This window comes from Bacillus spizizenii TU-B-10, from assembly GCF_000227465.1.
GTDB classification, from domain to species: Bacteria; Bacillota; Bacilli; order Bacillales; family Bacillaceae; genus Bacillus; species Bacillus spizizenii.
In genome coordinates, this window is record NC_016047.1 from 2,624,219 (window position 1) to 2,642,015 (window position 17,797).

Sequence of the window (17,797 nt, forward strand, 5' to 3'; positions counted from 1 at the left end):
AATTCCTCCTGTTCAGTTGCCAGACACAAGCCAGTTATATGTTGAAAATGTATCTGGAAAAACCGGTTGATTTTTTTTCATAAGAAACATCATGGTATTTTTGATGGATTGAATCAGCGCTTGATTCAAATCTGTCTCAGCAAGCTTACGCACCTCATCGACCCCAGGAAATGCCCGATTGGGCTCAATGTAATCGGCAACGTAAATGACTTTTTCTAAAAGTGTCATGCCAGGCCGCCCAGAGGTATGATACCTGATGGCGTCAAGAATGTCTTCATCTTGAACCCCCGCTTCTCTTTGGACCAAATAAGCGCCGACCGGAGCGTGCCACAGCTCCGGATTATGATCCAATAAATGCGAAGGCATTTTTTCACGCGCAATAATTTGTTTCATCTCTTCTTTCGGACGGAATTTGGCGTAATCATGAAAAATAGCCGCTGTTTCCGCTTTTTTAAGATCGGCTCCAAAACGCTCCGAAAGTTCGATCGCCGTGTTCATCACGCCAATCGTGTGGATATATCGGTGTTCGGTCAATTGCTGCTTAACGCATGCAAGTGCCTCCTCACGATTCATATAAACCATTCTCCTCTACATACTTCTTCACTTTATCAGGGATTAAGTAGTCAGTGGGCTTCTTGCTTTTAAACCGTTCCCTTATCATAGTTGATGATACCTCAAATTCCGGAACGTCTGCAAAGAGAAGCGGATAAGGGGTTTCAATATGAAAACCGGGGCGCTTTACTCCAATAAATTGAATGAGGTTCAGCAGCTCGTCCAGCTTATACCATTTCGGCAAATATTCAATCATATCAGCACCGATAATAAAGAACAGCTGATCATTCGGATAACGCTGCTTCAGTAAAGTAACGGTATCAAAGGTATATGAAGGCCCTTCTCTTTCCATTTCAGCCAGTTCCAGCTTAAAGGACGGATTAGACTGAATCGCAAGCTTCAGCATTTCCACGCGATGAAAGCTGTCCGTATAGTCTTCGTCCTGTTTATGCGGCGGAATTTGATTAGGCATAAACCAAATTTCATCAAGCCCCGCTTGATACAGCACCTCATTGGCCATTAAGAGGTGACCGTTATGCGGAGGATCAAACGTGCCTCCGAAAATTCCGATTTTCTTCATTTCAACCACCTTTAAGGAAGCTCGATTTGTTTATTTTCCTTTGATTCTTTATATAACACAATCGTATTGCCGATTGTCTGCACCAATTGAGAGCGGCTTCCTTTTACCAGGGCTTCCGCTACATCGTTTTTATCATCTTCGCAATTCTGAAGAACACTGACTTTAATCAGCTCTCTCGCTTCAAGCGCCTCAGCAATTTGCTTAATCATGTTGTCGTTTACTCCGCCTTTACCTACTTGAAAAATCGGCGTTAAATGATGCGCTTTTGAACGCAAAAAACGTTTTTGTTTACCTGTTAACATTCTGTTCCTCCTAATTTTCCTATGACAATTGATCTCATTTTTTCAATATCAGGCTCTAGTCCAGTCCACAGCTGGAAAGACAATGCTGCCTGTTCAACAAACATGCCCACTCCATCGAGTGTTTTCAGGCCTTTTTGGTGTGCTTCTTTTAAAAGAGCCGTCTGAATTGGATTATACACGATATCACATACGACGGCACTGCTTGCAGCACGCTGTAATGAAATCGGCACATCGTCCACGTTCGGATACATGCCCACAGACGTTGTATGGATAATTACATCATACTGCTCAAGCCGTTCTTCTGCTTCTTTTATGCTTAACACTTCTTTATTGTGAAACGAGGGAGTGGATTCTGTAAGCTGCTTTGCTTTTTCCAACGTCCGATTGCAAATGTCAAACTTTTTCGGGACATTGCGGGCAATTGTTGTAAAGATGGCTCTTGCCGCCCCGCCCGCGCCGATCATTAAGAATGACAGTTCAGAGATGGGCTTGTCCAATACCTTCATTAATGACTTCACAAAGCCTTCCCCGTCGGTATTGTATCCGACAAGCTTGTCTCCCTCTCTTCTGACCGTGTTTACGGCACCGATCACTTTTGCACTATCATCAATATGATCCAGATAATCCATAATGGAAACCTTATGCGGAACAGTGACATTGATTCCATGTACGCCGAGTGCTCTTATTCCTTTTACCGCATCTTCCAGATCATCCTCTTCTACTTTGAAGGCATGGTAATGTCCGTCTAGACTGAGATCTTTCAATGATGCGTTATGAATATCAGGTGACATGGAATGGCCAATCGGATTTCCGATAACCCCGAACAGCTTTTTCATACTCCTCTCCCCTTTTCATTAAATTAATGAACGCCGAACAAATACGTGAACGCCTTTTGGCGCGTAAGCAGTTACTTTTTTATCGGCGTCATGCACTGTTACCCAGCCTAACCCTGAGAAAACGATATCTGTCTTTGTGTCTTTTATCGTAAACGTATGGGCGACCAATTCCGGAAACTCATCCATTTCATCTTTTCCCGGAGGTGTGAGCAATTCCCCTGCATGCTTTTCATAAAGTGCATCTGCATTTTCCAGTTTTGTTCTATGAATCATCAGCTCATTCGGCATATAGCAAATAAAAGGAGACCTTTCCCCTGACACATAATCAAACCTTGCAAGTCCGCCGAAATACAGTGTTTGCTGATCGTTAAGCTGGAATGTGCGAGGTTTCAGCTCCTTTTTAGGAGATAGTATTTTCAGGTCCTTTTTATTGACATAATGCGCCATTTGATGGTGGTTGATAATTCCCGGTGTATCATAAAGCGCTGAGCCGTCGTCCAGCGGGATTTCAATTGCATCAAGGGTTGTGCCAGGAAATTGGGATGTCGTAATAATATCTTCTTCACCTGACACTTCTTTAATAACCCGGTTAATAAAGGTTGACTTCCCTACATTGGTACATCCGACAACATAGACGTCTTTGCCGTTGCGATAATGCTCAATCGCATCAATTACTTCTCTGATCCCCTGGCCGCGTCCCGCACTGACCAAAAACACGTCAACCGGTTTTAAGCCAAGCTCTTTCGCCTCACGCTTCATCCACTGGATCAGACGCTCTCTTTTCAAAGACTTAGGCAAAATATCCGCTTTATTCCCAACCAATAAGATGGGGTTTCCTCCCACTAAGCGTTGCAGCCCATTGATCCAGCTGCCGTTAAAATCAAAAATATCAACAATTTTAACAACAAGAGAATCCGTTTCCCCAATACCGTGAAGAATGTTTAAGAAATCATCATCCGTTAAGGAAACATCTTGTATTTCATTATAGTTTTTCAGTCTGAAGCAGCGCTGGCAAATCACATTTTCTTTCGTAAGCGATGCAGGCGGCGCGTATCCCAGACCTGTTTTGTCCTCGGTTTGGATTGTAACTCCGCAGCCGATACAAACAACCTTATCCATTTCTTACTCCTCCCACTGAATGTGCCCTTTTCGTTTGAGAGCACTCAGTATTCTGCGTTCGACCTGGCGGTTAAAGCGCGTAATGAATCCGTCAGAAGAAGCGACAGGCACGACCAAAATTGTATGGTAGCCATTTCGGTTTCCTCCGAGTACATCAGTCAGCAGCTGGTCTCCGATGACAACGCAGTCCTCTTTTTTCAGCTCCATATTGCGCACCGCTCTGTTAAAGGCTTTGCCCATCGGTTTTCTTGCTTTATAAATGAATGGGATTCCAAGCGGTTCTGAGAAAAGTTTTACTCTTCTCTCATTATTATTAGAGACAATTGTCACTTTAATGCCGTGCTCCTTCATTTCTTCAAACCACTCGATTAAACGCGGCGTCGCGTTCGGTCTGTCCCACTCAACAAGCGTATTATCCAGGTCAGTAATAATTCCTTTTACATTTCGTTCCTTTAATTTCTCAGGTGTAATATGAAAAATATTTTTTACAAACTCGTCAGGTAAAAAAAACTTTTTTAACAAAACCCGCACCCTTCCCTTTTCTTTCTCTCAAAATGATTGTCGAAAAAAATCGAACTTGCGCCTAAAGAAAAACTGAGCAAAAAAATTTCGACAAAAATTGGGTTTCTTCACCAGGTGTGGATAAAATTACACACACTATCCACTCTTATTACATCACTCTTTAGACAAATTATAAACACGATACTCACAAGTTATCCACTTTCTGGTGTGGATAACAGAACGATTGTTCTTATATGCAATTCATGGTAGATTAAAGATAACTTCAGCCACAGATGAACGCAACTTATCAATGTATGCGTTAAAATCATGAATGATTCCAACTTTTAAGGAGGTGTCTCTCCCATTAATTGGGTTCCTAGCATGAGAAAACTGTCTGATGAATTACTAATAGAATCTTATTTCAAAGCCACCGAAATGAATTTAAACCGTGACTTTATCGAGTTAATTGAAAACGAAATAAAAAGAAGATCGCTCGGACATATTATTTCCGTATCTTCTTAATAGGAACTTGTCTATTTTTTCCGGGCGTATTTCCTTTTTTTACTCAGATGACTGATATTATATCACTTCGGTTACGGGCTTTACTACTGTTTTCAGTAAAAAACACCCCTAAAAAGAGGTGTTTTAAAGAGCTGGTTACTATGCTAACCAATATATGCCGCCCACAACCAGGAGAACAACAACTAAAACAACGATAAAAGCGTATCCATATGCTCTGCCTGCGCCATACATGTGAAGCGCCTCCTTAAATAAGGTTTATAACAGCCTATGTAGGAGAAATAAAACGGCTTAGGCCGTTGTCCGGCTCAGTACTTCAAAACCTGTCCATCTTGTATTCCTTCATATACAATCCTTGCCCCTTTAGGTGTCATATGATTGCCTGAAGGATCTATCAGACCGGATTGGATAAGCGCTTCATCAGTTGCTTTTCCGCCGTCTGCTTCTATAAAATGCTTCCAGTTGTCTACAAGAGGGACATCCAGGCGCTTCGACACATCTCTTGTAATATCGTTGTATGAGTTGTGCCATTTCCTCGCCCCGCCTTTCGGTTCAAAAGAAGCTGCTTTATATCTCGAATAGTAAAACAGATGATGCTTCCCGTTTCCTTCAATAATTGGGATACATGTCATTAGGATGGGCTTGATCCCGTGTTTTCTGCTTTCTTTAATAAAATAAACCAGATTTTCTCTAAAACGCTGCTTCGACACTCGCGGTTTCCCCTCAGTCAGTATCGCGGCATCATTCGTGCCGAACATAATAAACAAATGCTTCGGTTTTTGATCCAGAACATCTGTCTGAAACCGCAGACGGGCATCCTCTGTCGTCTGTCCGCCGATTCCCGCATTGAGTATATCAAGCTTTCCGCGCTCAGCCGTTTTTAATATATTGACCCACTGTTGTGCTTTTGGATAATCGCGATAATCCCAATTAGAGCCTCGCGTATTGCTGTCACCAAATGCTACAACGTCTTCATATCCCCTTCCTTCGCATCCTGCTGTAACAAACAGCAGAAGAAAAAGGATAAAAAAATGCTTCATCTTTACACCCCCAAAAGCCTTACCTTAATGTTATACCTCTGTTTCCCTTCATTCAACGAAGAGTTTTTTTCGTTATCACTGTTTTTTCCTATTGTTAACGTGTCCCCCTCAATGAAAATCATTCTTTTAATGCGGCATATCAGGTGATTCTTTTCAAATTCCCTTCTCCTCAATCGAAAAAACACGCAATTAATAGGAAAGAAAATAACCTGAATCCACACTGGAAACAGGCTATCCCTTAAGTCCCACATTCACTTTAACTTCGATTTGAGCTTGGCCTTCGTTTTTGGTCCATAGATACCGTCTGCCGTTAATCCGTTCATGAGCTGAAAACGCTTGACGGCATTCGCTGTTTTCGGTCCATAAACCCCGTCTATTCCATTATTTTTGGCGCCCTTATCAGGATAAAAATGAAGCGCGGCTAAAGCCTTTTGCAGCTGCAGGACGTTCGTGCCCTTTCGATAAGGCGAAGTGAGTTTGATAACCCCTGACGGCAGCGGATATGTTGGAGATGACTCCTTTGGAGGTGTATTGAAGGAAGAAATTCCGTTTATAAAAGAACTCCACTGATCCAAGAGTTTTCGCGGACATTCTTTCCCGGACCATTTTTTATGGGGAACGACATGTTTCAGCGGAATATTGTTTTCCTTCATTAGTTTTCGGATCAGCCACTGGGCATTTGCTGTTGCTTTTTCAAAATCGCCGTCAGCATTTTCGCAGATTTCAATCCCAATCGATTTGCGGTTCCCTGTCCCATTTGTGCCGTCACCCGCATGCCAGCCGTTTTCATCTATCGGGAGATGCTGATAAATGACTGAATCGTCAACTGTATAATGCCAGCTTTCAGATGTGCTTGGATTTTTCACATAATTGGCATGCATTTTCGCATCCGCGCCTTTTGCGGTATTCGCTGTATTATGCACCGTAATGTAAGCTGGTGTCATCGCATAGCCAGGACGATTATCGTTCGATGCCGGTATAAAATCCTTTTTTATCGTGACCATTTCTATCCCTCCCTACTATTAAGAAATGCAGAAAACAGAAAGTTGGACAGCCTATTTTACAAGATAAAAAAGAATTGTGTTCCCAATCCATACACCGTTTTCAGTTGAACCGCTGAAATGACACCAGTTATACTAATCCTAGATGACGGAGATTTTGGCTCCTGACATCACCTTAGTTGGGAGTGACCATAGAAATGTTAAAAAAGATACTAGGTATCATCGTGATGATTACTATCATTGCAGTCGGTTTTTTTCAGAAAGAAGCTTGGCTTGATGCAATCAAAGCAGGAGGGCTGTTTTCTGTTTTATTCAGTATGCTGCTGATTGCCGCTGATGTCTTTTTTCCAATTGTGCCGTTTGCTTTGGTTGCCGCTTTAAATGGCGCTGTGTTCGGAATGGCCAATGGGATTTGGATTACATTAACTGGATCAATGCTTGGTACAATGATGCTGTTTTTTTTCGCCAGGTACAGCTTTAGAGATTGGGCCAGAAAAAAAGTTCAGGCCTATCCTGCCATCCAAAGCTACGAGGCTTCCTTCCACAAAAATGCTTTTGCCGCTGTTTTACTAGGAAGACTCATTCCGGTTATTCCTTCTCTTGTCATGAACGTGATATGCGGACTGAGTCAGGTTCGCTGGCATGTTTTTTTCTTCGCGTCTTTCATAGGAAAAATCCCGAATATTATCGTTGTCACTATTGCAGGCGCTCATTTTACCAGCAATAAATTACTGTCTTTCAGTATTTACGGAGCCTACATTCTGATCATGATGCTGATCATTTATAAAAAGTTCCCTCATCTGCTGAAAGTGCAAAAAAAATAAGGAGGCCTGTTCGCCCCCTTACTTTTTCTCTGTCGCATGGCCTCCGAATTCATTTCGAAGCGCAGCGACAACCTTTCCTGTAAACGTATCGTTTGTTAAAGAACGGTATCTCATCAGCAGCGACATAGCGATCACCGGAGTTGCCGTCTGCAGATCAAGCGCGGTTTCCACCGTCCATTTTCCTTCACCTGAGGAATGCATAATGCCTTTGATCTGATCCAGCTTCGCATCTTTAGAGAACGCTCGCTCAGTCAGCCCCATGAGCCAAGAGCGAATGACAGAGCCATGATTCCACACTCTCGCAACCTTTTCGTAGTCAAAATCAAATTGGCTGTTTTCAAGCACTTCGAATCCTTCACCGATCGCCGCCATTATTCCGTACTCAATGCCATTATGGATCATCTTTAAGAAATGTCCGCTTCCCGCTTCACCTGCGTATAGATATCCGTTTTCGACGGCAGTATCCCGAAACAGCGGCTCTACAATCTCCCATGCTTCGGGGTCACCTCCCACCATAAAACAGGCTCCATGGCGCGCACCTTCCATTCCGCCCGACGTTCCGGCATCGAGATAATGAATACCCGCTTCTTTCATTTGATTGTAGCGGCGAATCGATTCTTTATAATGAGAGTTTCCGGCTTCAATGACAATATCGCCTTTGCTTAATAAAGGTGTCACATCACGCAAAACAGCATCGACAACGCCATGCGGCACCATAACCCATAGTATACGCGGCGTGTCTAATGAAGAAATCAACTCTTTTAGATTCGTTATCCCCTCAGCCCCATATGCTTTCAGTTCATCAACAGCCGCTTGGTTTACATCATACCCGACCGCTTGATGATTGCGGTCTATGAATTGCTTTCCTATGTTTATGCCCATTTTCCCTAAGCCGATTAATCCGATTTTCATGTCTGTTCCTCCTGGTTGTCTAAAAAGCCTTTACTCTTTATGTTCCCTTGGAAATGTATTGTGATACGCAAAAAACAAAAGGCTACAGGATTTCACTGCGCCTTCCTCCATTTTAATTTGCGTTGTTCAGCATCAGATTTTTTTCCGAAGCGCTTTATCGGTTTTACTTGCACGACTGCAAAATCAGGTGCATTTCTTATGTTTTTGTTCCCCCATTACCGACTCTCCTTTTATAACAAAAACCATCAGTTTATCCTTGATTTACCACCACTTTAAGTTAAAATATGGGAAGAGAATTCGATTTTTTCAGTAAAAGAAGGTGACATGTTGCGCGATCAATCTCACACTCTCATTGGAGTTACGAAAACCACTGCATACTTTTTATACGCCGTACTTGCAATCATCGGACTTACAATCGGGTATTTTATCCCGCAATTTGCGAAATGGGCATTATCCCTCCCGTGGATTCCTTTTGAAGGACCGCTCCGGCTGGTCACCTCTTTTCAGGCAGCTGCATTTATTACTGCCCTGCTCGGAATGTCTGCGGGGATTTGGTTCGCTCACTCTGTTATTGCAATGCTGTTGTCTGTAAAGATAACAGATGACACAGTGGAATTAACCAAAGGAAAGAAAGTACAGACGATTCGTTCCGACGACATCGCTCTTGTGTTTATCGATCACAAACGGCTTGTCCTCTTAGGAACAGCCGGATATGAATTAGTACGGGAAGAAATTGATGAAAAACCAGTAAACGTCGAGAAGGCCTTTAGACAGCATCATTACGAATGGTCAACAGATGGTGATCCGTTTAAAGATCAATTTCGCCGGTGGATACCTGATGTACCAGACCTCTCGCCAGGCGCCCATGCTTTATTGAAAGCTCGTCACCATGCACTGAAAGACGAGGAAACAGACGATGTTGAAGAATTCCGTCTCGAACTGGCACAGCTGGGTATCGTTGTTCGAGACGAAGGAACACGCCAGTATTGGCGAAAAGCACAAACCTATCCTCCGAACATTCAGCATCGCGAAGGAACGTAACAACAGAGGCTCAAGAAAGAGCCTCTTCTTGATTACTGCACAATAAAGAGCACTCTGGTGCCGTCAGGATAACCGCTCATTTGATTCCCTACCCACGAGCCGGCCCCGCGATTATCAGAAGGCGTGACATATCGGACATCAGCTCCTGCGCCGCCTTCCTCACAAACCGCCATCGGCCACTCATCCCGATCATAGCCCGGCTTCGTCGGAATTCCTTTTAATGATTCCTGCCGCCTTTTGTCCGCTCCATCCCTGTCGATGGTGCAAATATCAGAATGACCATCTGCAATCGCATCTTTAATATGATCCCCCGTTTCCGGGTAACGAGACAGCGGAAAATACAACACTTTGTCATACAAAGAAGCGCCTTGGATCTGTTGCGGAACCATTAAACAAAGAAGAACTGCTGCAGCAAGAAACAGGCCTGCCATCCATTTTTTCATTCTCATCCCCCCATACATTTGTTCATTTCAATGTATGGGCGCTTGATAAAGATTATTTTTAAAATTTGAAATTCATATGCTGCTTACAAAAGCCAAGCTCCCCTGCGAGAAATTTCCCGGTACAGACACAGACAGCCTCCCGCTCACATACATTTACATATAGGCTTTTGCCTACATACTTTTGTGGAGGTGACGATGGTGACAGGTGTTTTCGCAGCGCTCGGCTTTGTTGTTAAAGAGCTTGTCTTTTTAGTATCTTACGTGAAAAACAATGCCTTTCCACAACCGCTCTCAAGCAGCGAGGAAAAAAAATACTTAGAGCTCATGGCTAAAGGGGATGAACATGCCAGAAACATGCTGATTGAGCATAATCTTCGCTTGGTCGCCCATATTGTGAAAAAGTTCGAAAATACAGGTGAGGATGCAGAGGACTTAATCTCCATCGGAACAATCGGGCTGATCAAAGGAATTGAAAGCTATTCCGCCGGAAAAGGGACAAAGCTGGCGACGTATGCCGCGCGGTGTATTGAAAATGAAATCCTCATGCATTTGCGTGCATTGAAAAAAACAAAAAAAGACGTTTCCCTTCATGATCCGATCGGGCAGGATAAGGAAGGGAATGAAATAAGCCTGATTGACGTTTTGAAATCAGAAAACGAAGACGTGATAGATACGATCCAACTCAATATGGAGCTTGAAAAAGTGAAACAATACATTGACATTTTAGATGACCGTGAGAAAGAAGTGATTGTCGGGCGGTTTGGGCTTGATTTGAAGAAGGAAAAAACGCAGCGTGAGATTGCCAAAGAACTCGGTATCTCGCGCAGCTATGTATCACGGATTGAAAAGCGGGCGCTGATGAAGATGTTTCATGAGTTTTACCGGGCGGAGAAGGAAAAGCGGAAGAAAGCGAAGGGGAAATGATTCGGGGAGGCCGGGTTTAATATTCCGGCTTTTCTCTATTTCATTAAAGTTTCTTTTAAAAGAATTAGAGAAAGAATATATGAAAGAGTTATAAAAATCATTTTTTGTCATCGCTGATAAGCTCTCCGAGAAAGACGGTCAGGATCGTAACAAATGACTTGACTTATAAGTCCTTTGTTGGCATCCTCCCTCAAGCGATTCAAAGCCGGACGTTCTAAAAGCTTCCAGAAAATCCTTCATCAGCATACTTCAGCACATCCTTTGTCCCTGCTTTCTTTATACAGGCTTCAATTTGGCTGTCGATGCTCGATCCCTTGATCGCTTGCTCCTCGGTCGATACCCTTACATATATTGCTATCACCCTGGATCTCCTTCCTATAAAGTTTTATTAAATAATGATAGCAATCGATAATGCATTTGTCAGCTTGCGGTCCCTCGATGATTATTACCTTCATTAAATGCATCAGCCCTTGGGTAATGCTATGTAATAACTGTTTGTCCTAATGAGGTGATTTTCAATGAGTATAAAAAAGCAGTAAAAAAACCGATAGTTAAAATCATCGGTTTTTCGACACCCACTAGGCCCTCAATAAAGTGAAACTGTGTTTTCTGTTAAAAAACCTTTATATATCAGTGTTTATTTATTTTGATTATGTTGTTTTGCAATGATTTATTCATATTGTGGAGTAAAAATGGAGTAGCTTTTTCATCACCAGAAAGATACATGACATGTTATTGGTGACAAGTCATGAACTCCTATAATAAATATAAAGCAAAAAAGATACCAATATGATTTGGTATCTTCATCTAAATCGAGTCCCTCAACATAGTAAATCCATATCATTGGTTATTCTGAATAATTGGTATAGTTATCAAATAGTTACTGCAGCTAATTAATGTTTCTCTATCTGGACTTTCCCAGAAATTTATTTCTCTAAAGGAATATTTACACAAAAGTCATTCGTAAATTTTGACACTTTTCATATTCTTTATTTTGAGTCCTTACATTAAGTTAAAGAAGTTACTTTTTAATCGAATATCGTATTTCCTCTGACTTTATTTGTTTAGCTATAATGTTAATAACGTTCCTCAGAAATTCCTTTTTTGTTAATGACGCAGTCCCTCCACCTTGAGCTAACGTTTTATTTCCCCCTCCTTTTCCATTAATAAGAGAAAGGCTTTCTTGCATAAGGGTTCTCATGTCCATTTTATTTGTTGATCCTCGCCCACAAACCAGTTGGTAGCGATTATCGTTCTCTGATAAGAGAAAAATAAGGGATCGTTTTTCTTGCTCGGCAATCATTTTTGCTAGCTTTTGAAGTTCTTGGATAGATCGATCTGAAAAGGTTTTAATAATAACTACAGTATCATTTTGAATTGTGCTGTTGGCTAATAAATCATTGGCTTCATACTGAAGTATTTTTTCATTAGATTCTAGAAGCTCTTTCTCTAGCTTCTTTACATTTTCAAGTGAACGTTTTACAGCTTCACTTAATTCCCCTTCAGGATGATTAAGCAATCCAGTCAATTCAACCAATACCTTTTGTTTTTGATCGAATTGGGCTATTACCCGATTACCACATACAAAATACAAACGAATTTTTTTTCTTTGTCTTTCCCAATTCAATACTTTAATTGCTCCGACTTCTCCTGTAGCACTAGGATGTGTTCCACCGCATCCGTTATAATCAAATTCATCGATAATGACAAGACGAATATTTTCTTTTACAGATGGGGTTTTACGAATTGGATAATTTACTAAGTCATCATATTCTATCCACTTTGTAACTATTGGTCTATTTTCCATTATCATGTCGTTTGCAAGCTTCTCTGCTTTTCCTACTATTTCCTCTGTTAATTCTGATATGTCAAGGTCAATGGTAACTATATCTTTTCCAAGATGAAATCCAACTGTATGAATATCATACAACTGTGCAAATGCCGCTGACAAAATATGCTGACCCGTGTGCTGTTGCATGTGATCAAAGCGTCGTTCCCAGTCAATAACCCCAACGACCTTATCATCTGAATGTGGTAAAGCCCTTTCTATATAATGACGAATTTCTCCATCTACCTCTTCAACGTTTAAAACTTTGACTCCATTCAATGTCCCTATATCATGTGGCTGGCCACCGCCGGTTGGATAAAAGGCTGTTTTCTCTAAGGTAATGTAAACATCACCTTTTTTGTCCTGTTGTTGTTTCAAGATTTTCGTTTCAAACGTTTTTAGATAGGGATCTTTGTAAAATAGTTTGTGATTACGTATGCTCATGCCTATCCCCTTATATATGAAGTTTTCCAAATACGTTATGGATATTTTTAAAAAGGCTCTTCATGCTATAATTATTGAAGTCTGCCTCTAGCCTCAATGTCTACTTCGTCTACAACTTCTCCATTAGAGACTAGATAGGCTTTTTCATGTAAATTAACAACCGGACAAATGTGATTAGGAATAATTTGAACCTTATCTCCTATATTCACTTGGTTTCTAAAGTCTGCATTGTAAATAATAGCATGTTCGTCGAATACTCCATGAATGTAAACGCCCTCGTATTCTTTGATACGACCAAGCCCTTTGGTTGCTGTAAGCCCTTCACTTCGTGTTTGGGCGGTAATTCCCTTTGCCCCTACATCTGTAATGACTCGTTCTTTTGTTGGTTTACTAATCACGGTTGTGAGTACAGAAGCTGCACAGCGATCATACGTACCAATTACATTTGCCTGTGAGGCATCCATAAAAATGTAAGTACCAGGTCTAATTTCTGTAACTCCTTCTGGAATATCAAACTTAAACATGAAGGGAGGGGTAGAGCCAATACTTATTACTTTCGGCTTAAGGTTCATTTCTTCCGCTATTCGAGCAAAATGTAATGTTCGTTCTACACTCTCTCTATAAAGCTCTTTACAATGTTCTATACTTTTCGCTTTATAAGAATGCCCGTCATGTGAGAAGATTCCTTTAAGCTCGACATTTTTACACGTTTTGATTAATTCTAATAAAGTACGAAAATCATGTTCTTCAATAATCCCAGAGCGTTGTTCTCCTACTTCAATTTCCACTAACACCTGGGCTTTCTTTGTGGCTCCTTCAAATACTTCTTCAATCTCATGCACTTGATACACACTGTCAATACCAAAGGAGATATCAATTGTTTCAGATAGTTTTTTAATACGTTCAATCTTTGATTTCCCAACAATCTCATTTGCAATAAAAATATCCTTCAAACCATTTATGGCCATTATTTCAGCTTCTCCTACTTTCGCCACAGCGATTCCTATAGCTCCCATTTCCTCTTGTAGTTTAGCTAATTTAGGCATTTTATGTGTTTTTGTATGAGGTCGTAAGTTTACTTTCTGTTCATTAGCGTAATTTTGCATATACTTCATATTGCCTTGCATCACGTCTTTATCGATTAAAAGAGCTGGTGTATCTAATTCTATATAATTCATTGTACCTCCTCCTTTATCGCTGCAATGGCTTCAACTTCAACCAGACATCCGGCATATAAATGATTTGATGGAACAACTACTCTTGCCGGTTTATGATTGCCGAAGAAATGAGCATAAACCTCATTGATATCCGGCCAATACTTTACATCTGGGGTATAAAGTCTGCATAATATCACATCTTCCTTGGCTAATCCCCGTTCCTTGAGGACAAACTCCATATTTGCCAATGCCTGTTTTGCTTCTTCTTTTATGCCCCCAGCTGGAATTTTCCCCGTTTCCGGATTCATCGATAACTGCCCTGAAATATAGAGAACATCATTGTGTTCCATAGCTGGCACGTAATGGCCCCCATCCCGTGTTGAATACTTAGTGTGTACAGGCTTCAATATAATCTCCCCCTATTATTCTTAATATTTAAAGCTAGCCTCATCAATCTTCTGTCCAGCAGCCAGCAAAACAGCGAGTTTGATCCTTGCTTTCTTACTGTCATAGCTGCCGCCTAGTATAATTCCGGCATCTGCATATGTTGAAGCACTTCCTTTGAATCCATATACTCCCTTGACTTCACCTTCGTCAGCACTTGTTGTCAGAACGACAGGAATCCCTTTCTCTACGGCTTTCTTTGCACTTTCTAATATTGCTGGAGCCGTATGCCCTCTTCCCGGCGCCTCAATAATGATTCCTGCACTTCCGCACTTAACTGCATAATCTATAAACTTTCCGTCTGATCCAAGTGAACACTTAATAAGTTCTACATTTGGCAATGGTTGAATTAGTTGATACGTCTCACGCTTGATTAATCTTTGATGAATTGCGATCTCATCTTGATCAGCCGTTCCCAAATAACCGAATCCCGGAGAGAAAAAACCATCAACATTTGACGCATGCTGTTTTTTCACATATCGAGCAGCAAAGACCCTCTCATTAAACAACACTGTTACACCTAAGCCTCGCGCATCAGGATGTGCCGCTAATAAGAAAGCTTGTCTTAGGTTCACAAATGCATCTGTACCTTCAAGTGTCGGTCCTCTTTGTGACCCCGTTAACACGACCGGCCTTTCATCAGAAATAACCAGATCAAGGAAATACGAAGTCTCTTCAAGGGTATCTGTTCCATGCGATATCACAATTCCGGCAACATCCTCATTCCGGAAGAAACTCTCTATATTTTGCTTCAGAATGTCAAGGTGATGAAAAGTCATATGACTGCTTGACATTTGAAAGACTGACTTGATTTCAATCTCTATATGAGAAGGCAGTCGACACATTTCAGAAAGCTCTTCACCTGTCATAGCACCTGCTTCTAATAGACCTGTTTCAGGATCAGGCTTACTTGCAATTGTACCGCCGGTACTCAGTAAAATGATTTTCTTGTTTTCCATGATAACTCCCCCATTTTCATATTAAATGTTTCTCTCTTCGTTCCTAATTAGATTTAATCCCAGCCCCGCATAATGGAATCACGATTTTTTCATCAGAAGAATGATCGTATTTTAAATATCCTGCATAGTTAGCTGCTGTTGTTGGCTCAACATAAAAGCCTTTACTTGCTAATGCTGTACGAGCTTTTAGAATCTCTTCCTCATTGGTTGTAATGATTTGACCTTTTGTGGCACGGATGGCTTCTAATATTTGAGCTGATCTTGCCGGTTTGGCAATCGAGATGCCCTCTGCAAGTGTTCCCCTGTTTTCGACGGGTTGAGCAACTTGTTGATTGTTGATAAATGCCTTTGCTAACGGCGCACAATTCTCTGCCTGTATCGCAACCAGTCTTGGCATTTTGTCTATACATTTGTTCTCTAGTAATTCTTTAAATCCATAGTAAACCCCAAGTAATAACGTACCATTGCCAACTGGAATAATAAGCGTATCCGGCTCTCCATTCATTTGTTCCCAAATCTCAAAGGCATACGTTTTTGTTCCTTCATAGAAATATGGATTAAAAACGTGACTTGCATAGAATTTTTTCTCTATATTCACAGCCTTTTGCGCTGCTTCGGCCACATCTTCTCTTGTGCCTTCAATTTCGCGAACGTTGGCCCCATGCGCTTTCACCTGCGCGATTTTCTTAGGTGATGTACCCTTCCCAAGAAATATGTCACATGCGATGTTAGCCCGCTTGGCGTAAGCTGCAATAGATGTCCCTGCATTTCCACTGCTGTCAGCTATCACATGCTTCACTCCCAGCTCCTTTGCCTTAGCTATTAATACAGCAGCACCGCGATCTTTAAAAGACAAAGTAGGCATCATATAGTCCACTTTCACAAGAGTGTTCGGCTCCCCGCTGTCTAACACGATTAAAGGTGTGTATCCCTCCCCCATAGTGATGCCGCTCCATATGGTGGAGTCGCGATCAAATGGCATAGCATCAATATATCTCCACATAGAAGGAATATCTTTGAGCACTTTTGAATCGGACCATTCTACTTTTTCTTTTACAAGGTCTAACACTCCGCCACACTGGCATTTCCACACCTGTTCAGACACATTGTATTTCGTACGGCAAGAATGACATTGATACTGTTCCATTATTTTTAGACTCTCCTATTATATATTTTTTTATATTTTATATATTTTTTTATATGTTTTAGACAAAAAAATATATTACAGACTGGCGATTGCTTCAATTTCAACCTGAAAACCGTAATGCAGCTCGTTCGTCGAAACAACTGACCGTGCTGGGCGATAATCGTGAAAAAAACCCTGACAGACATTGTCAACACGGTCTAACAAATTGATATCGTGAAGATATAAGGTTATCTTTAAAGTTTTTCCTTTATGACTGCCGGCTTTTTTTAAGATATACTCTATATTTGACAATACCTGCAAAGTCTCTTCTTCAATGGTGCCAAATTTCTTTTCCTGCGTGATTGGATCAATGGCAAATTGCCCTGATACATAGACCGTGTTTTGATGAATCACAGCTAAGGCATAATGACCGTTCGATTTTAAATTCCCTGCCTCAAAAATACTCTCCACTCTACTCACTCCTATTGTCTTTTTTTCACTTCATCCAAATAACTATAGACAGTTACCTTTGAAATACCTAATTGTTCTGCCACTTTATCAACCGCACCTTTCATGAGGAATATCCCCTTTTCATCCATAAATCTAATCAGCTCGATTTTTTCCGGGCGTTTCATCAGAGAATGTTTGCGGTTCGCTACAATTTGTTCAATTAACTGATTCGTGATCTCTTCTACATTCTGAATGGAAGCTTCCTGTTCCACCGTATTTGGAGCTTGTATTTGATTGTTCTTTTCAGTGCCAGGTATAAATGCATCTAGTACTTCTTTCATTTGAATCATGACATTCATATCATAGTTGATGCAAAATGCCCCAATCACCTGCTGGTGGCCATCTCTAATGAGGGTAGTCGATGATTTTATTGTTCTCCGATCATCAGTTTGGATTTCATATCCTGCTAAGTAATCACCTTTAAATTCGTTGGATAAAAGAACCTTTCTCACTAAGTGATCAAAGGATTGGCCAACCTCTCTTCCCGTCACATGGTTATTCATTGTAAAAATGACGGAAGACTGCGGTGTTGTCAAATCATGAATGACGACTTCACAATTTGACCCAAACATTTCCCCTATCGTTTTTGCAAATGGTATATAACTTTTTAATATCTGTTTTGCTTCAGTCAAACCCTAAACACCTAACTTTCACTTTTCCTTTAATCGATTTTATTATATATTTTTTTATATGAAAATGAAAGAAAAATATATTTTTTTATATAATTAGATTAAC

21 protein-coding genes and 3 pseudogenes are annotated in these 17,797 nt (G+C 41.0%); 5 read left to right on the forward strand and 19 right to left on the reverse strand.

Going from position 1 to position 17,797, the window contains the following annotated elements:
- Positions 1-12 precede the first annotated feature (12 nt).
- Genes yqeK through GYO_RS35115 form a run of 6 tightly spaced genes read right to left on the reverse strand, consistent with a single transcriptional unit; the run spans position 13 to position 3,911 of the window.
- Positions 13-573 (reverse strand): bis(5'-nucleosyl)-tetraphosphatase (symmetrical) YqeK, encoded by a 561-nt coding sequence (gene yqeK, locus GYO_RS35090; RefSeq protein ID WP_014114476.1) that lies wholly within the window; start codon positions 571-573, stop codon positions 13-15.
- A complete protein-coding gene (locus tag GYO_RS35095) occupies positions 563-1,132 on the reverse strand; it encodes a nicotinate-nucleotide adenylyltransferase (protein WP_014114477.1) in 570 nt (189 codons plus the stop codon). Before GYO_RS35095 ends, yqeK begins: the two co-directional genes overlap by 11 nt.
- Positions 1,133-1,143: 11 nt before the next feature.
- Positions 1,144-1,434 (reverse strand): ribosome assembly RNA-binding protein YhbY, encoded by a 291-nt coding sequence (yhbY, locus tag GYO_RS35100; RefSeq protein WP_014114478.1) that lies wholly within the window; start codon positions 1,432-1,434, stop codon positions 1,144-1,146.
- On the reverse strand, positions 1,428-2,270 hold the full coding sequence (gene aroE / locus GYO_RS35105; RefSeq protein WP_014114479.1) for a shikimate dehydrogenase: 843 nt from the start codon (positions 2,268-2,270) through the stop codon (positions 1,428-1,430). Before aroE ends, yhbY begins: the two co-directional genes overlap by 7 nt.
- Positions 2,271-2,288: 18 nt before the next feature.
- A complete protein-coding gene (gene yqeH, locus GYO_RS35110; RefSeq protein WP_014114480.1) occupies positions 2,289-3,389 on the reverse strand; it encodes a ribosome biogenesis GTPase YqeH in 1,101 nt (366 codons plus the stop codon).
- A gap of 3 nt (positions 3,390-3,392) precedes the next feature.
- Positions 3,393-3,911, reverse strand: coding sequence for a YqeG family HAD IIIA-type phosphatase (locus tag GYO_RS35115; RefSeq protein ID WP_003226126.1), 519 nt, complete (start codon positions 3,909-3,911; stop codon positions 3,393-3,395).
- A 360-nt stretch (positions 3,912-4,271) separates the two neighbouring features.
- Here GYO_RS35115 and GYO_RS35120 point away from each other — a divergent pair, with 360 nt between their 5' ends.
- A complete protein-coding gene (locus GYO_RS35120; protein WP_003226124.1) occupies positions 4,272-4,412 on the forward strand; it encodes a sporulation histidine kinase inhibitor Sda in 141 nt (46 codons plus the stop codon).
- 305 nt (positions 4,413-4,717) lie between these two features.
- Here GYO_RS35120 and GYO_RS35130 read toward each other — a convergent pair whose 3' ends face one another.
- The gene (locus tag GYO_RS35130) at positions 4,718-5,449 is read right to left on the reverse strand and encodes an SGNH/GDSL hydrolase family protein (RefSeq protein WP_014114481.1); all 732 of its coding nucleotides are present in this window, start codon (positions 5,447-5,449) and stop codon (positions 4,718-4,720) included.
- 251 nt (positions 5,450-5,700) lie between these two features.
- Positions 5,701-6,453, reverse strand: coding sequence for a peptidoglycan recognition protein family protein (locus GYO_RS35140; RefSeq protein WP_014114482.1), 753 nt, complete (start codon positions 6,451-6,453; stop codon positions 5,701-5,703).
- A 194-nt stretch (positions 6,454-6,647) separates the two neighbouring features.
- Here GYO_RS35140 and GYO_RS35145 point away from each other — a divergent pair, with 194 nt between their 5' ends.
- Positions 6,648-7,274: a TVP38/TMEM64 family protein gene (locus GYO_RS35145; RefSeq protein WP_014114483.1), complete on the forward strand. Its 627-nt coding sequence runs from the start codon at positions 6,648-6,650 to the stop codon at positions 7,272-7,274.
- An 18-nt stretch (positions 7,275-7,292) separates the two neighbouring features.
- Here the strand turns inward: GYO_RS35145 and gnd are convergent, their stop codons facing one another.
- Complete coding sequence (gene gnd, locus GYO_RS35150; RefSeq protein ID WP_014114484.1) at positions 7,293-8,186, reverse strand: phosphogluconate dehydrogenase (NAD(+)-dependent, decarboxylating); 894 nt, start codon at positions 8,184-8,186, stop codon at positions 7,293-7,295.
- A gap of 324 nt (positions 8,187-8,510) precedes the next feature.
- Here gnd and GYO_RS35155 point away from each other — a divergent pair, with 324 nt between their 5' ends.
- Complete coding sequence (locus GYO_RS35155) at positions 8,511-9,227, forward strand: YqeB family protein (RefSeq protein ID WP_014114485.1); 717 nt, start codon at positions 8,511-8,513, stop codon at positions 9,225-9,227.
- 32 nt (positions 9,228-9,259) lie between these two features.
- Here GYO_RS35155 and nucB read toward each other — a convergent pair whose 3' ends face one another.
- Entirely contained in the window at positions 9,260-9,670 is a 411-nt protein-coding gene (nucB, locus tag GYO_RS35160) for a sporulation-specific Dnase NucB (protein WP_014114486.1), read from the reverse strand.
- Positions 9,671-9,865: 195 nt separating this feature from the next.
- On the opposite strand from nucB, the gene sigK reads away from it, so the two are divergent.
- Entirely contained in the window at positions 9,866-10,594 is a 729-nt protein-coding gene (gene sigK / locus GYO_RS35165; protein WP_013308023.1) for an RNA polymerase sporulation sigma factor SigK, read from the forward strand.
- A gap of 75 nt (positions 10,595-10,669) precedes the next feature.
- A pseudogene (locus GYO_RS44330) lies at positions 10,670-10,751 on the forward strand (hypothetical protein); the annotation flags it as partial.
- Here the strand turns inward: GYO_RS44330 and GYO_RS43430 are convergent.
- The 9 genes and pseudogenes from GYO_RS43430 to GYO_RS35210 all read right to left on the reverse strand — a co-directional run.
- Positions 10,717-10,913 (reverse strand): annotated as a pseudogene (locus GYO_RS43430) (recombinase family protein); the annotation flags it as partial. The pseudogenes GYO_RS44330 and GYO_RS43430 sit on opposite strands and share 35 nt — an antisense overlap.
- Positions 10,871-11,049: pseudogene (locus GYO_RS44120) on the reverse strand (hypothetical protein). The pseudogenes GYO_RS43430 and GYO_RS44120, both read right to left, overlap by 43 nt.
- A gap of 566 nt (positions 11,050-11,615) precedes the next feature.
- Positions 11,616-12,866, reverse strand: coding sequence for an alanyl-tRNA editing protein (locus tag GYO_RS35180; RefSeq protein WP_014114487.1), 1,251 nt, complete (start codon positions 12,864-12,866; stop codon positions 11,616-11,618).
- 71 nt (positions 12,867-12,937) lie between these two features.
- Entirely contained in the window at positions 12,938-14,044 is a 1,107-nt protein-coding gene (locus GYO_RS35185; protein WP_014114488.1) for a D-TA family PLP-dependent enzyme, read from the reverse strand.
- Positions 14,041-14,373 carry a RidA family protein gene (locus tag GYO_RS35190; RefSeq protein WP_238528878.1) on the reverse strand — a complete coding sequence of 111 codons (333 nt, stop codon included), beginning with the start codon at positions 14,371-14,373 and terminating at the stop codon, positions 14,041-14,043. The genes GYO_RS35185 and GYO_RS35190 overlap by 4 nt, the downstream gene beginning before the upstream one ends.
- A 78-nt stretch (positions 14,374-14,451) precedes the next feature.
- Positions 14,452-15,426, reverse strand: coding sequence for an asparaginase (locus tag GYO_RS35195; RefSeq protein WP_014114490.1), 975 nt, complete (start codon positions 15,424-15,426; stop codon positions 14,452-14,454).
- A 43-nt stretch (positions 15,427-15,469) separates the two neighbouring features.
- Positions 15,470-16,573, reverse strand: a complete 1,104-nt coding sequence (locus GYO_RS35200) for a threonine synthase (protein ID WP_014114491.1) — start codon at positions 16,571-16,573, stop codon at positions 15,470-15,472.
- A 75-nt stretch (positions 16,574-16,648) separates the two neighbouring features.
- The gene (locus GYO_RS35205) at positions 16,649-17,023 is read right to left on the reverse strand and encodes a RidA family protein (RefSeq protein WP_014114492.1); all 375 of its coding nucleotides are present in this window, start codon (positions 17,021-17,023) and stop codon (positions 16,649-16,651) included.
- 11 nt (positions 17,024-17,034) lie between these two features.
- On the reverse strand, positions 17,035-17,694 hold the full coding sequence (locus tag GYO_RS35210; RefSeq protein ID WP_014114493.1) for a helix-turn-helix transcriptional regulator: 660 nt from the start codon (positions 17,692-17,694) through the stop codon (positions 17,035-17,037).
- Between the last annotated feature and the right edge of the window lie 103 nt (positions 17,695-17,797).